This window comes from Ruegeria sp. K7, from assembly GCF_056531785.1.
Genome location: NZ_JBQFMJ010000001.1, coordinates 1 through 15,103, shown reverse-complemented (window position 1 = coordinate 15,103; position 15,103 = coordinate 1). Strand labels below are relative to the sequence as shown.

The window sequence follows — 15,103 nt, the reverse complement described above, 5'->3', positions numbered from 1 at the left end:
ATGCTCAAACAAGATTGTCCGCAAGCCAGGACCGGAAGTCCACCCAGTCCTTGCGCATTTTGATTTCCTGAACTTTCGCCGTGTGCCAGTTGCAAGCCTGTTCGTGCAGGCGGGCCAATTCCTCATCCGCCTTCAACTCGGCCAGCAAAGGCGCGGCGCGGCGGGCCGCCGGCAGGATGGACTGGTCCATCTCTTTGTTGGCATTCATATCCATCCAGTAGGATTGCCCCTGATCCACTTTAATGTGATTGGTTCTCCCGCGGTCACGCTTGATCAGAAACCCGTCCATCGACCGGACCGAGTAGTGGTGAATTCGACCAAAGCTGTGATCGAAGTTTCGCCAGGCTCGCCAGCCGACCTTTGCCGCAGGGAACAGATTGCCGCTGGCATCCGACCAGGCAACGTCGCCCTCTTTTCCTTCTTCAATGCCTTTTGGTCTGTGTGGACCGAACCGGGTGAATTTTCCGTTATTGCGAAACAGCGTCTTCAAGCCGAAAGCACGGCTGGAGTGATACGGGAATTCCATATCCGCCATCACAAACGCCTCGGTCACGGGCCGGTCTTCAAAGCTGATGTTTCCGGCGCTGCCAAACAGCTTCCACGCAAACGAGATTGCATCCACTGGCTGCCCCGCGCGATGTTCCACCTGGGAAATCAGCGCGCCAAAGCTGTTATCGCCGCAGCGGATGTTCCAGAACTCATCGACATCCAGGCACAACAACCAGTCAGACTCCTTGACTTTGGGCTTGCGCCGCGCCCGCCGCAACATCTGGTGCTGAGGGTTTCCCCCTTCTTTCACCTCGTTCGACACATGTGTCGCAAGCCCCAGATCCTGCAACCTGCGGGCCATTTCGTCAGTACCGTCCTCACAATCGTTGGTGAATATCACGAAATGGTCGATGCCCAGAATCCGATGAAAAGCCACCCATTCAAGCATATAGGGGCCTTCGTTTTTCATCGTCGTAAAGATGGTAATGGTCTGTGACATTCAAGCCGTTCCCAATCTGAATTGCCCACTGTCTTACACAAGCACGCAGAACGGGGCGAGACGGGAATCCAGCAAACCGGCAATCCCGAACAAACTGATGCACCTTCGCACTCGCCTTTGAAAGGGATTGGGAACCAAAAGAATCCCAAGCAGCCACCAGATCCATAAGATCTGCACTCAGCCAAAAACAGCACCAAACGTTCATCAAATCGACAAGGTGAAAGCCTTCAGAGTGTTGCTCGGTGTATTTTGCGCTAACGCACGCCTTGAACCGAAGTCTCAATGCGGCGTGGGGATTGGTGTGTCTGGCCCGGCACCAGCAAAGCCGCCACGTTGCGCCCGAATTCGCGGGTTCGCGCTTCAACGGTGTTAAAACTGAATTCAATGATCAATCCAAACGGAGCAACGCAAAGCACGACCAGAACCGCGATAGGAACGGAAAAACTGCTTTCAACGCCGGGATAAAGTTCAACCCACATCACTTTGACCAGCGAGAATATCAAGATGTGCCACAAGTAAATTGTATAGGATCGGGACCCCATATAGTTCACTGCCCGGACTGGCCATCCGGCGAATTGCAAAGCTCGCTCATTAATTATTGCCGTGAACACGCACAGCGCGCACCCGATGCTTGTGAGCGTGCTGGCAAATGGTCCGGGTCCGAATACAGCAGGGCCACCCAGGGCCATTAGCAAACCCAGTCCCGTGGTTAGAACAGCCACGACCCTGTTGCGCGGGATTTGATAGCGTGCCTTTAGCACAGGGACTGTGAAATAGAGAAAGCATCCCCAGATCACGCCGTCCAACCGAAACCACCATGCCAAATCGTAAACATCCGTCCGCTGCAAAAAGGAAAATATGGCCAGAAAAATCGAACACCCAAAAACCAGACGTTGCTTGCGCAGCACCACAACAACCAATATGGGCCAAAAAAAGTAGAACTGTTCCTCCAGCGACAAGCTCCAAAAATGCGCAAGCAGAGAGATTGGTTGCCCATTTTCAATCTGCACAAACCCCCAAAGGTTCAGCCATTGGGTCAAGGCGGCAAAAGCCGCGTATCCTGTATGCTCGATGCCGCCATACTGTGTGTAGAAGTCTGACCCGGACAAAAGAACAACCGAGGCGAATGTCACCAAAACGACGATTGCCGCCGCAGGAATTAGGCGAAAAAACCTTCTGATCCAAAACCGAAGCAACAACTCCTTGGCCGAGTATTTTCCGGTTTCCAGTTCTTTGAAAATGGAAAGTGAGATTACGTACCCGCTGATTACGAAAAACAGATCAACGCCAGCACCGAACTGCAGTCGAGAGGTATAGTCATAGGTAAGCTGCGTCCAAGGCATCAGAAAGGGAAGGTGCGCGATCAGGACCAAAAATATCGAAATCCCTCGAAGGGTCTCGATATCAATGTTCTTTTGACCGGAGTGCTCCATTTTCGCCTCAGTAAGTACTGCTTGGTTTGTAGGTTTCGCGATGCCCGTTGCCCATAACCGAGAGTTGCGGTCAACACCAGTCTTTCAGGCTTCCGGATACACATCATTTCGCGAGTGCGACGAAGTCTCTTTGATCGTCGCACCAGAACACAGAGAAAGTTCCTATTTGACCAGATTGCCTGTCAAATAAAGCCTAAACCGGGTATTTTTCAGATGGAGAAACTGTAGGGTGGCTACAGGTTGGTCCGCAACAGCGCAAATGAACGTTAGTTATTGTAACTTATCTATTTTCGTTGAAAAAGTGGTGCGATCGAGAGGCACCATGTTACCCCCGCTAAATGTTGCAAGTAACCCTTACCACTTTGCTGCGGTGTGTTTTGCAAATGCCGACCGTCTCGGATTGGGTCAACATGTAGCAACCAACCTCCCACAAGATGGGGGCCTGGATGGCATAGCAATCAGCAGCACATATCAAGAACACGAAGAACGGCACGATACTACAGAACGGTGACGGCCTGTTGTCCTTGAAGGGCCAGAGCAATAGCAAGCGGGGACACGGGCAACCTCTCAACGGTAGCGGAGCAAAATCGGGCTGGGTCCTTGCCCCAAAGTCTCACTTGCGAAAGCCCAAAAACAAAATGCAATGGGCCGGCGTCCTTGCCATGGGCAATAGATCGCACATCAGAGCGTGAATGGATGCGCGAAGACGCTGAGGCCAACAGAAACGACGCAGCATTTGAAAAACGGACCTGACGGTACTCTAGGCCAGACCGGAACGTCTGTACGACGACAGGGCAGCCTTACGCTATCGCTCCACGTCATCGACAATTAAGGAAAGCGCCGGGTCTTCGTCACTCACATGACCCGATTTGAGTTCAGTTGACCATCACGTAAAAGGGTTTGTTTCTTCGGGCAAAAGTCTGAGCAATTCACACGCCGACCCCTCTTTCGTCAGCCAAGACGCTTCGAACACCTGTAACAAGCTTGCCTTGTCAACAAGCAAAACCCTTGAGCTTTCCTCCAGCTTGGGCGTTCCGATTTAGCAGGTGCAATAGTTCGACCTGATTGGACGTTCCGGTTTTAGAGAATATTGAACTGAGGTGTGAACGAACAGTTGCGGGGCCAACCGAAAGAGTTTCCGAGATTAGCTTTACTGTCATTCCTTCCCTCATCATCGCACAAACCCGGAACTCGCATCTGCTGAGCGCCGCCGGGTTCTGAGGATCAAGGATCGGGACATAGTCGCCGCCGCTGTCTTCGGACAGACGATGGCTGCGGGGCTGCTCGGACTTTGCAGAAATCGCACCGGGCAAACGGTTCTTCCATCCAGACGAAAGAGTTGAAGTCAAAACAGCTAACAAATCCAGATCGGGTCCCAGAGGGCTGACACTGTAGTGCAATTCAATGTAGTCGATATGTGACGCGGTTGTCTCAAGCGGAACCACAATGACTTCGACCAACCCTTCAGGTTTATGATATTGATAGCGAGACATTGGTGCCGCACCGGATAGCATCATGTCCGTTAATTTCCAGATAGATCCCGGCTTTGCATTTGAGATGCAATCCCCGAAAACCAATTCCGCTTGGGTTTGAGGTTGCGACGGCCATATCTTCCCTTGTTGGACGCAACACCGTGCAATGTGCTTAACTTTCCAACCAGCTTTCGAAACCCTGACAATTAAAAGCGCATCCGCATTTAGCAGGCGCATTAAAAAATTTGCTGCATTTAGAATAGAGCCATTGTTATTTACAGCCCGCGTCCACTCCATCACGAAGTTAAAACTGTCCCTCGCGTGGGTGCTCTTAACAAAACTGACACTCATACCCCACAACCCAACTAGATAAAAAAATCTTCGAACCAAACACGTCCGAACCTGGACGACAAATTTGTTCTACACGTAACCCATGAGCAACCGATTTCACCGCGCAGGGCGCACATCCGCGTTCAAACGGGCCACAAGCAGATTACTATAACTCATTCATATTTATCTATTTTTTTCAAATCTCTGCATATTCTCAACTACCAAGCTCCCTCCAGAGAAAAATTTCCACACCCCAAAACTGGCCATCAAATTGATTACAATTGAAGCCTTGGCCGAGCCATTGTTGACAGCCGAGATGATTCTTTTGCGCTTTAACGCCCTGTTAATGCTGGGTTAATTCTTTTAATCCTCTAAGTGATAGCAACATACAACTTACATCCTTTGCGTGTAATATATTTACCTTTGAGGGAAGGATGCTGCTTCCCTCGCCCCTATTCTGATTCCAAGCTAAAGCAGTTTTTGCCTGGCTTGCGCTGCATTACTGTGGAGCGTTGAAACTAACTTAACCTTTTGGGGGAAATAATGATCAAATTTGTGAAGAAGTTTGCTAAGAACGAAAGCGGTGCGGCAATTGTTGAGTACGGACTGGCCCTTTTGGTGGTCGCCTCGATTGCAGTCGGTGCATTTTCGTATCTGGGCACTACCACCAATACAAACGTGACTGGTGCCTGTGCTGCTTTGGGCAGTGCAACCTGCTGACCGAAACCAGGTCAGAACATCAAAGAATTCTGCGCCCTCTCTCAAGTTTGGCGGCGCAGAATTTACCGCCAGGAATTTCGCAAAAACAGGAAAACCGAAGTTCCGTATTTGAGTGCGAGACTTTTGGAGAGAGATATGCGTATCAGACCAATCATTTCTACGCTGTTTGGAATTGCGATAGCTTCCGGTTCCGTTTACCTGGCGAAAGACCATATTCAGTTCAAGGCCAACACGGCAAGCGTATCGCCTGATGCAGATTTGGTCGAAATTTATGTGGCCCGATCGGAGATCGCATTTGGCCAAACGATCGAAGCTCACAACGTTACGATCCACCCCTGGCCGCGCGAAGCACTTCCGGCCGGAGTTTTCACGGAAATTGACGTTCTTGTTCCCGACAACCGCCGCCAATTGCGCCGCGCCAAAGGGCGGTTCTACCCCGGCGAAGTAATGCTTCTTTCAAAGGTTTCGAACTTTGGTGAAAAAGTCACGCTGGTTCAGAAACTTGGAGAAAACACCCGCGCCATGGCGATCGAGGTCGATGCCGTGACTGCGGTTGGCGGATTTGTTACGCCGGGCGATCATGTAGACATCGTCCTGACACAAGGTGCGAAGCAGGAACTTCGCGCGGTGACCATCTTGCAGAACATCCGCGTGATTGGCGTGGATCAGCAGTCAGAGGAACTCAGCGATCAACCTGAGATCGCCCGGACGATAACCGTTGAGGTCACTCCACAGCAGGGACAACGTCTGGCGCTGGCTCAAAAGGCTGGAACACTGAGTCTGACGCTCAGAACACTGGATAATGTTGAAGATGAACCCATGGAAATGGTTCGCCTGCGCGATCTTCTGCAGGAAGAAGGCCCGGTGGAGAAAGTCGAAGCTCAACCAACTGTAACGGTCCGTCGCGGAACCGAGACCGAGGTTGTAACCATCCAAAGGCAGCTCAACGAAGCGGAAGAGAGAACAGAAGCCGAGCCTGTCACCGAACTGGAAACGACCCCCCAGAAAGATGCTCAGCTTGCACCGGCGGTCGCGACGCCGCAGGTCAAACCTCGCGCTCGAACGATAAAAATCAGCCAGGCACCCAGCCAGTAAGCCCTGCCATGCGAGTAGCTGCTTTCATATCCGAATTCATCAAGGATGACCGTGGTACGGTAGCAATCCTGTGGGGCACCGCCTTGGTCGCTTTCCTCGGCTTCTTTGCGATCACTCTGGATGTTGGCCGGTTGAACTCTACCCATGCCGAGCTTCAGTCGTTTGCGGACAATGTGGCCCTGGCTGCGGCCGCTGAGCTGGACGGACAACCAAATGCGATTTCGCGGGCCACAAATGCGGCGGCAAATCTGATTAGTGACAGTCAGACATTTGCGAATGGCAGCGCCGCGCTTTCAGGTTCATCTGACTATACCCTCTCGTTTCACTCCGCGCTTCCTGCTTCAGATCTTACGCCGCTCGGCGCGGACCTCACGACAGACCCGCGTCAAGCAAAGTTCGCGCACGTCGTCTTAACACCGAAATCGCTGAGCATGAGCCTTGCTTCCGCACTGGACAAAATGCTTGGAGGGAGCGGTTTCTCGGCGGCCAGCGTTTCGGCCGAAGCGGTGGCCGGATACTCGAAAGCCGCGTGCGATATTTCACCTCTCATGTTCTGCCTTCCGCCGAATTGGGAGTCCACTCTGACAGTCGGCGATCAAATCCTGCTTCGCAGTGGCGGCAACGGTACTGCCTGGGGGCCCGGTAATTTTGGCTTCATCGATCTGGCAAACTTCCAGGACACCTCGGGTGTGTGTGCAGACGAAGGAGGTAACAAACTGGCGTGCCTCATCGCGGCGCAAAACCAGATCACCCAGTGCATTCTCACCAACGGGCTGGACACGGAACCAGGGCAGAAAGTCGGCATCACAAACGCGGCATTCAACGTGCGTTTTGACATCTACCGCTCTGTTCTCAATGGCGAGAAAAACAACATAGATTTCGCACCGGCGCCGAACGTGATCAAGGGCATTGAAAAGAACGGTGGCGGCGCTTGCATTCAAGGCAACGAACAACCGACACCCGACACAACCGGCCTTGGTCGCGACCTGTGCATGGCGGCGGGTACCTGCGGCGGAAACAACCGTTTCGGCGATGGCACCTGGGATCGGGCCGGCTACCTGAACCAGAACCACGATCTGGCCGATGGGCTGGCAGACGGTGTTGGCAGTGACACTCACCTGCCCCCGTTGTCAGGGTCGAATTCAGTATTCGCGGGCACGCGATACGGGATGTATCTTCGGGAAATTGCCTACGGAAATACAAACCCTTACGCAGCACCAAACGCAAACGCCATCCTTGATCCTTCGCTTGCCGAAACCGGCCGCCCAATGTGTTCAAGCCAAATGTCGAATGACCCGGCGCGGCGCGTTGTAACAGCGGCCGGCGTTGATTGCGCACAAAACCCTGTTTCCGGTTCGACGACCGGGGTTCCCGTAACAAAATTCGTTGCCGTCTTCCTGACGGAACCGGTGGGCGATGATGGCAGCTCGCCACCCAGTTTTGACATTCACGGCGAGGTCGTCGGCTTCCCGGATGTCACCGGTGTTGGGAGCGGCGGTAATGGCTTCGGTGGCATCTTCCGCGACGTCGTACAGTTGTATCGTTAAAGGCGTACGTTCATGAGTATGAGGCACAGATTTCCTTTCAAACGTTTCGCCAGGAACGACGACGGCGCAATCCTTGTCGAGTTCGGCCTTGTTATGCCGGTCATGTTGCTTCTATTGGCCGTAACTCTGGAGTCGGCGCGCCTTATGTGGTCGTACCAGTCGGTTATTGCCGGTGTGCGCGATGCCAGCCGCTACTTGTCGCGAGTTACACCTGCAGATATCTGCAAATCCGGTGGCTCTGTTGCGGGGCTGACCACGACTTTGAAAAGCATTGTTGAGCAGGACATCAACGGAAATAACCTGTTTCCGTCCAGCGTGACGGTCAATTCCGTGACGCCAAGCCTGTCTTGCGTGTCCGGCACCTATAGAATGAACCCCGCCCCTGTTGGCCAGGTGAGTGCCAATATCACCATTCAGTTTCCGCTGGGCGGCATCCTGACGCTGTTCGGCAGCGGCGCGACATCAGTGACCACGGACGTCGCTGATACATCGCGGATTTTTGGCCAATGAGACGCCTGCTGGATATCCACGCGCGTTTTCGACAGAGCGGACGCTCATTCCTGCAAGAGCAGCATGGTGGCGTTCTGGTCGAATTTGCTCTGGTCGTGTCGTTGTTTTCTTTTCTGTTCCTTGCACTGTTGGACTTTGGCAGGCTTTCGTACAGTGGAGTGAACGCACAAAAAGCAGCGCAGTTGGCCGCTCGTATCGCCGTGGTGCGTCCACCTGCGTGTGCTGGCGTTCCGCAAACTCACACGCGAGGAACATCTGCGCTCCAACCCCGTTTCGGCACCTCATGCAGTGCCTCGGTCGGCATATGCGCCGATCCCGTGACCCCGGCGTGTTCAGGTATCGCCACCAACGCCACTGCGTCGGAAATCTGGGATCGCGTCAGTCCGCTTCTGCCACCGGGCACAACCATCAGCGCACTGCAATTTTCCTATGATTTCAATTCCAATCTGGGTTTTCTGGGCGGCCCTTACACACCCATGGTCACTGTTGAACTGAACCTGAGTGATTTTCAGTTCGTGTCGCCTCTGGCCGCTTTGGCCAACGCCGCGGGTGCGACAAGCAGCACAATCTCTTCGACAGCCAGCTATTCCAATTTCAGCGTCTCGCTGCCTGCTGAAGACCTTGCATTAGGAGAGTCAGGGTAATGAGTAACCACGTTTCAGATCTCAAGTCACAATCGGTCATGCTTCTGTCAGCAGGAGAAACAATCGCGCAGGCGGTCGCAAACGCGTTTCCCGCTGTAAGAGAAAACAAAGTTTCTGAATTGGCTGGCTCGTTCAAAACACTGAACGGAACCGCCCGCGAAATGGCGTTCAAGCATGACGTGGTAATATTTGAAATCGACCCGGATGACTCGGGCGAGGTACAAGCCGTCGAAGAACTGCTGACGCATCGCGATGATGACACCTTGTTCGTGGCGCTGACGCAGAATGATCTTTCGATCACCAAAGCCCGTGAACTGCGGAAAATTGGTATCGACGAAGTGCTTCCCTTGTCGATCGATGGCGAGGGATTGAAAGCTGCGGTCAGTGAAAGAACCATATCGCGCAGCGCCCCGCAGCTTCCGACGAGGAACGGTCTGTCCGCCTTGGGTCGGGTTATCCCGGTTGCAAAATCCCGTGGCGGTATCGGCGCGTCTACTGTTGCGGTGAACCTTGCGTGCTCGCTGGTTGGCAGCAAGGGCTCCTTGTTTCGGAAGACCGAGAAAAAACGCGTCGCACTTTTGGACTTCGATCTGCAATTCGGAAACGCAAACGTGTTCCTGGATCTCGAAGACAACGGAGGGTGCCTTCAGTTCATCGAAAACTCGGATGATCCCGATGACCATTTCCTGTCATCGATCCTTCAGAGCCACAAACTCGGCATCGACGTGCTTTGCGCGCCTGCCCCTTTGGTTCCGCTTCAGTCGATACATACGAACCTTCTCGAAGGTATGCTCGATCTGCTTCAACGTCGTTACGACTATATTGTCATCGACCTGCCCTGTGCCGTTGTCGAATGGGTCGAACCCATTTTCAAGCGTGCGACCCAGCTTGCGTTGGTTACTGACACAACCGTGCCATGCGTGCGCCAAGCGCGACGTTTGATTGATTTCTACCGCGAAGCCAATGTCTCTCTTCCGGTCGAGGTTATTGTCAACCGCGAACCTAAGACTCTGCTCAAGCCGGGGCACGTTCGCGAGGCAGAGAACGTCCTGAAAACCAAGCTGAAACACTGGCTGCCCGAGAACCACAAGGTCGCCCGCAACTCAGTCGATCTTGGGCGTCCCATCGTGGACATGAAGCCGGGATCCGACCTTGGCAAAGCCCTGACAAAACTTGCTGGCGCGATGTCTGAAGACGTTCGGCCCGTGGCAACAAAAACGAATTAAAAAAGGAGATCACCGTGTTCAATGAGTATAGATCACGCAAGGCTGCATCCAATTCGAATGTCTTGGTCCTTGAGCAGCCAATCGAAGTACCCAGGCCCAAGGTGACTCCGGAACCCGTGGACGTTGATCTCCAAGCGCATCTGGAGCTCAAAAGCCGTTTGCACGGCGAACTTCTTGACCGGCTAAACTTGTCCGTGATCGACAAGGTTGAGCGGTCGGAGCTGAAACGTCAGATCGCATCGTTGGTGACAGGCCTGATCGAGGCGGAAAACCTTCATTTGCGGTCCGAGGCTTTCACATCACTGGTCGACGAGTTGATTCACGAAGTGATGGGGCTGGGTCCGCTGGAACCACTTCTGGAAGACCCGACGGTCAACGACATTCTGGTCAACTCATATGATCAAGTCTACGTGGAACGCTTTGGTTTGTTAGAAGAATCGACGGCACGCTTTCGCGATGAACGCCATCTGCTTCGGATAATTGACAAGATCGTCAGCAAAGTTGGTCGTCGCATTGATGAATCCCAGCCATGGGTCGATGCGCGCCTGGAAGACGGCAGCCGTGTCAACGCAATCATTCGCCCGTGTTCCGTGGACGGGCCTGCGCTGTCGATCCGCAAATTCTCGCGCAATCCTTTGACGATCGACAAGCTCGTTCAGCGAGAAAGCATGAACGGCAAAGCTGCCAAGCTTCTGGAGGCGCTGGTCGAAGCAAGGTTGAACATCCTGATTTCCGGTGGCACCGGTTCCGGCAAAACAACGATGCTAAACGCCGTTTCATCCTTTATCGACGGCAATCAGCGTATCGTAACAATCGAGGACGCCGCCGAACTTCAGCTGCAACAAAGCCATGTGGTTCGTCTGGAAACCCGCCCCCCAAACTCGGAGGGCCAGGGCGTGATCACTCAACGCGATCTGGTGCGCAATGCGCTCAGGATGCGGCCGGATCGCATTATTGTCGGGGAAGTTCGTGGGGCTGAATGTTTTGACATGCTTCAGGCCATGAACACCGGCCATGACGGGTCGATGACCACCGTTCACGCAAACTCAGCGCGTGATGCGCTCAGCCGGGTGGAACAGATGGTGACTATGTTGGGGGCAGAATTGCCCATCAAGACCATCCGGTCTCAAATCGCTTCGGCCATCCAAATCGTGTTGCAACTGAGCCGCCTCAGCGATGGCACACGCAGGGTCGTCAGCATTTCGGAAATCACCGGCATGGAGGACGACACGATCACCATGCAGGACATCTTTGTTTTCAAACGTCGCGGAAAGTCTGAAAACGGGGATGTATTGGGAGAGTTCCTGCCGACCGGCATCCGACCAAAATGCTTCGACCAACTGGTTGCCGCGGGCATTGATGTGGATAGCGATATGTTTATTCGCGGGGCAATGACGTCATGATTGATCTGCAACCAAATACACTGAACATTCTGATCTACATCGCGATTTTTCTGGGCATTCTGCTGGTTTACGAGGGTCTGCACCAGCTTCTGCTTCGCAGGGAAACCCAAAGCGAAGCCAGGAACCGGCGCATGAAGATGATTCAGGACGGAGCCTCAAGTGATCAAGTACTGCAAGTCCTTCGGGATCCCGCGATGCTCGCCGCCGGAGAAAAAGCCGGTCCAATAGTTCGTTTTCGCCGTTTGCTCGTTCAAGCGGGGTTAACGATCAGTCCGATATGGGCTGCCCTCGCAGTCGTGTTCTTGGCCTTGTTGACATTCGCAGGCGCGTCCCGGTTTCTCGTCCAGGAATTGGCAGCCCTTCTGAGCGCGGTTCTCGGTCTCGTTGGGCCGTTCATCGTGCTGGTCGCCATGAAGAACGCTCGATCGAAGAAGCTGACAAAACAACTGCCGGACGCTCTGGATTTGATGGCCCGGGGATTGAAGGTTGGTCATCCGGTTGCTGTTACGGTTGGAAACGTCGCAACGGACTTGCCGGATCCAATCGGCACGGAATTTGGCATCATCAAAGACCAGATCAATTACGGCGATGATGTCGCGACTGCCTTTCACGACTTTGCGCAACGCGTTGGCACCGAGGACGCAAAGTACCTTGCCGTGAGTATTGGCATTCAGCATGGAACCGGCGGCAACCTTGCGCGGGTTCTTAATATCCTGTCTCAGACCATCAGGGATCGGCACACAATGCAGAAGAAAATCAAGGCGATTTCCGCTGAAGGGCGTCTGAGCAGCCTGATCCTCACGATCTTGCCGGTAATTATCTACCTATCGATCGAAATTTCCACGCCTACCTTCTACGGCGACGTTCGCAATGACCCACTGTTTCCCTATTTCGCCTGCGTGATTGTAGGCCTGACAATTGCTCAGGGGCTCATCTTGAACCGCTTGGTTAAGTTCAAGTTCTAAAAAAAGGGCTGATGATATGGATATTATTCAAGAGTTTCTGAGTGAGCAAAGCCTCTCGCCGCAGTTCTTTTTGCTCGTCGGAGTTGCCCTTAGCGTGTTCTTTGTTGTCATGGGCCTGTCCGGGTTAACCGAGGCCGACAACACTGCGGCGCAGCGCATGCGTGGAGGGTCAGTTTCAAGTGGGCACGGTCAGGATTTTGACCTCATTCAAGGCGACAACAGCGATCCGCACGGGCTTCTCAAGGCGTTCGTTCCGTCGTCGAAGAACGAACGTTCCAAGATTGGCAAGCTTCTAAGACAGGCTGGCATTCAACGAAAGCACGCCATTCGCACATACTACAGCTGCCGTGTAATTTTGGGATTTGTATTTCCGGCCACGTTTGTCGCGGCCATGGCGCTGCCAATAGAAACCCAGGTTCAATTGGGGATCGCCGGCATATTGCAGGGTGTTACTTGGATGAACACATTGCAGATCGTAACGGTTTTGATGGTCTCGGGCTTCTATGGACCCGCAATCTGGTTGCGCTTTCGCATAAAGAAACGCCGCCAGGCAATTGAACACAGCCTGCCAAACGCACTCGATCTGCTGCAGGTGGCAATTGAAGCCGGTCTGGGTTTTGATGCAGCGATGATCCGTGTGTCACATGAGATGGCAAGTGCGGCGCCCGAGATTTCGCAGGAGTTCTCAATTCTTCAGCTGGAATTGCAGGCGGGCAAGGAACGACAGGCCGCCTTTCTTGACATGGCCGACCGGGTCGGAATCGACGAGTTGAGTTCATTTGCCAACGCGTTTTTGCAATCCAACCAGTATGGCACCAGCATTTCCGCATCGTTGCGCAGGTTTGCGACTGACATGAGGCTTGATCGCGAACTACGTGCTCAGGAAAAGGCAAACCGCCTTCCAGTGCAAATGTCCGCCGTTATGGCCATGTGCATGATGCCCGTTTTGTTGTTGATTTGCCTTGCGCCAATGCTGATCCGCTGGGTGAACATGTTTGGGTGATGCAAAGCTGGTGGTAATGAGATCTTCGACTAAGCGGTCATTCCGTGGTGACTTTAGCCACATCCAGAATTCGGATATGCTCCGGTGACCTTCGGCTTGCAAAAAACTGCCTCAACGATCCGCCAGATCAATTATTTCACAGACGTAAAGCGCTACATGGCCAGCAAGCATATTTTGCCAAGCGCGGGACGCAATCTAAGGCAGCCTAAATCCGCCTCACTTTCAGGGTAATTTTACATTGCTTTAAAAGGATTTTTGGTGCGGTCGAGAAGCATCTAGAACAATCGAACTAGCGCCCATGAAACCTTATGTTTATAGGTAAACCCCCATAGGGCAGCCTACATATTTCCCAAAATGTATGCTGTCCTGAGTGGTATTGTGTGTTGTCTGTTTTTGTCAATACACGTGTTGAAAATGTATCGGCCCGTAGAATATTTCGGCCTAGAAACACTCTACATACTGCAACCAAGTAACTACTGGGTATTACAAGAAGTGTTTCAGTGTCCTCCCGCTAAGTTCTCTATGTCGACGAGGCGAGGCGAGGTGAGAGGCCCGATCTGGTTGATTCTCATAGCAATCCGCCTTCTTTGATTTGCCGTGTAATGGCCAAATCATGATCCCAAATTGCTTGGCATATTGATTGTTGATTTGATGACGAAACCCTTTGGGCGGAGGTTGCATGCCTCATTTTGCGGCCTCCGCCTCTTTGCTATTGGGAAGAAATCCCCGGGGCTGAGCGAAGTTCCTTTTCCTTCCGCGAACACCAATATCTCTTCTTTGCTAGTATCGGGAATTGATCACCTAACGTACCAGCTCTGGAAAGTTGAAGGAAGCTCTTCGATTGCAGCAAGCACTCGCCGATAATCGTCTCGCGCTCACTGATCGAAGTCTCGCAATCGGCTCTGTTGCACAAAACGCGTGAGGGATTCATCTTGTGAATCCAGTGTGGTAGCTGGGATGCATGAGCAGACCTACACCCCCAACCTACAGGACCAAGAACTGGCCAGCTTATAACGAAGCGCTCAAGCGCCGGGGTTCGCTGACGATCTGGTTCGACCCAGAGATGAGCTGGGATGGCGCGCCGACAGGCAGGCGTGGCCGCCAGCAGATCTACAGCGACGCCGCTATACAGACGTGCCTTTCGATGAAGGTGCTGTTCGGGATGGCGCTCCGGCAAACAACTGGCTTCGTCGAAAGTCTGCTTCGACTGGTTGGCCTCGACTGGACGGTGTCCGACTTCAGCACGCTGTCGCGCCGTCAAAAGACGTTGGCCGTCAATATCCCGTATTGCGGCTCCAAGGGTCCGCTACACCTGCTGATCGACAGCACCGGCATCAAGGTCGAGGGCGAAGGCGAATGGCACGCCCTCAAACATGGTGGCCCGAAGCATCGCGTCTGGCGCAAGGTCCACCTCGGGATTGACGAGGAAACGCTGGAGATCCGGGCTGTTGAGATCACCGGGAGCCACATTGGTGAAGCACCGGATTTGCCCGACCTGCTCGGCCAGATCCCGGCGGACCAGGAAATCGGCATCGTCACGGCAGATGGGGCCTACGACACACGCAATTGCCACGATGCCATCGCTGACCGCGGCGCCCACGCCGTCATCCCGCCCGGCAAGAACGCCAAGCCATGGAAGACCATCACCGCTGGTGCCGTAGCTCGCAACGAGGCGCTGCGGGCATCGAAATACCTCGGCCGCGCCCTCTGGCGAAGATGGAGCGGTTACCACCGCCGGAGCCGCGTCGAGACCAAGATGCATTGTGT

At 53.5% G+C, this 15,103-nt stretch carries 13 protein-coding genes; 10 read left to right on the top strand and 3 right to left on the bottom strand.

From position 1 onward, the window contains the following. Positions 1-4 precede the first annotated feature (4 nt). The 3 genes from ACR0FE_RS00065 to ACR0FE_RS00055 all read right to left on the bottom strand — a co-directional run bounded on the left by ACR0FE_RS00065 (position 5) and on the right by ACR0FE_RS00055 (position 4,244). Positions 5-988: a glycosyltransferase family 2 protein gene (locus ACR0FE_RS00065; RefSeq protein WP_480489688.1), complete on the bottom strand. Its 984-nt coding sequence runs from the start codon at positions 986-988 to the stop codon at positions 5-7. A gap of 254 nt (positions 989-1,242) precedes the next feature. Beyond that, the gene (locus ACR0FE_RS00060; RefSeq protein WP_480910123.1) at positions 1,243-2,421 is read right to left on the bottom strand and encodes an acyltransferase family protein; all 1,179 of its coding nucleotides are present in this window, start codon (positions 2,419-2,421) and stop codon (positions 1,243-1,245) included. Between the two features lie 992 nt (positions 2,422-3,413). Then, positions 3,414-4,244, bottom strand: coding sequence for a helix-turn-helix transcriptional regulator (locus ACR0FE_RS00055; protein WP_480910121.1), 831 nt, complete (start codon positions 4,242-4,244; stop codon positions 3,414-3,416). 522 nt (positions 4,245-4,766) lie between these two features. Between ACR0FE_RS00055 and ACR0FE_RS00050 the strand changes: the two genes are divergently transcribed. From ACR0FE_RS00050 to ACR0FE_RS00005, 10 genes are all read left to right on the top strand, one after another. Further along, on the top strand, positions 4,767-4,943 hold the full coding sequence (locus ACR0FE_RS00050) for a Flp family type IVb pilin (RefSeq protein ID WP_170616089.1): 177 nt from the start codon (positions 4,767-4,769) through the stop codon (positions 4,941-4,943). 135 nt (positions 4,944-5,078) lie between these two features. Then, entirely contained in the window at positions 5,079-6,038 is a 960-nt protein-coding gene (cpaB, locus tag ACR0FE_RS00045; protein WP_170676618.1) for a Flp pilus assembly protein CpaB, read from the top strand. Between the two features lie 8 nt (positions 6,039-6,046). Then, a complete protein-coding gene (locus ACR0FE_RS00040) occupies positions 6,047-7,585 on the top strand; it encodes a TadE/TadG family type IV pilus assembly protein (protein ID WP_480910118.1) in 1,539 nt (512 codons plus the stop codon). A 12-nt stretch (positions 7,586-7,597) separates the two neighbouring features. Further along, positions 7,598-8,095 (top strand): TadE/TadG family type IV pilus assembly protein, encoded by a 498-nt coding sequence (locus ACR0FE_RS00035; RefSeq protein WP_480910116.1) that lies wholly within the window; start codon positions 7,598-7,600, stop codon positions 8,093-8,095. After that, positions 8,092-8,739, top strand: a complete 648-nt coding sequence (locus tag ACR0FE_RS00030) for a TadE/TadG family type IV pilus assembly protein (RefSeq protein ID WP_480910114.1) — start codon at positions 8,092-8,094, stop codon at positions 8,737-8,739. The genes ACR0FE_RS00035 and ACR0FE_RS00030 overlap by 4 nt, the downstream gene beginning before the upstream one ends. Further along, complete coding sequence (locus tag ACR0FE_RS00025) at positions 8,739-9,965, top strand: CpaE/TadZ family protein (RefSeq protein WP_480910113.1); 1,227 nt, start codon at positions 8,739-8,741, stop codon at positions 9,963-9,965. Before ACR0FE_RS00030 ends, ACR0FE_RS00025 begins: the two co-directional genes overlap by 1 nt. A gap of 14 nt (positions 9,966-9,979) precedes the next feature. Further along, positions 9,980-11,368 (top strand): TadA family conjugal transfer-associated ATPase, encoded by a 1,389-nt coding sequence (locus ACR0FE_RS00020; protein ID WP_480910112.1) that lies wholly within the window; start codon positions 9,980-9,982, stop codon positions 11,366-11,368. Further along, a complete protein-coding gene (locus ACR0FE_RS00015; protein ID WP_480910111.1) occupies positions 11,365-12,333 on the top strand; it encodes a type II secretion system F family protein in 969 nt (322 codons plus the stop codon). Before ACR0FE_RS00020 ends, ACR0FE_RS00015 begins: the two co-directional genes overlap by 4 nt. Positions 12,334-12,349: 16 nt before the next feature. Beyond that, the gene (locus ACR0FE_RS00010; protein ID WP_480910110.1) at positions 12,350-13,336 is read left to right on the top strand and encodes a type II secretion system F family protein; all 987 of its coding nucleotides are present in this window, start codon (positions 12,350-12,352) and stop codon (positions 13,334-13,336) included. Between the two features lie 961 nt (positions 13,337-14,297). Then, on the top strand, positions 14,298-15,103 hold an 806-nt coding region (locus ACR0FE_RS00005; protein ID WP_480910109.1), incomplete at its 3' end, for an IS5 family transposase.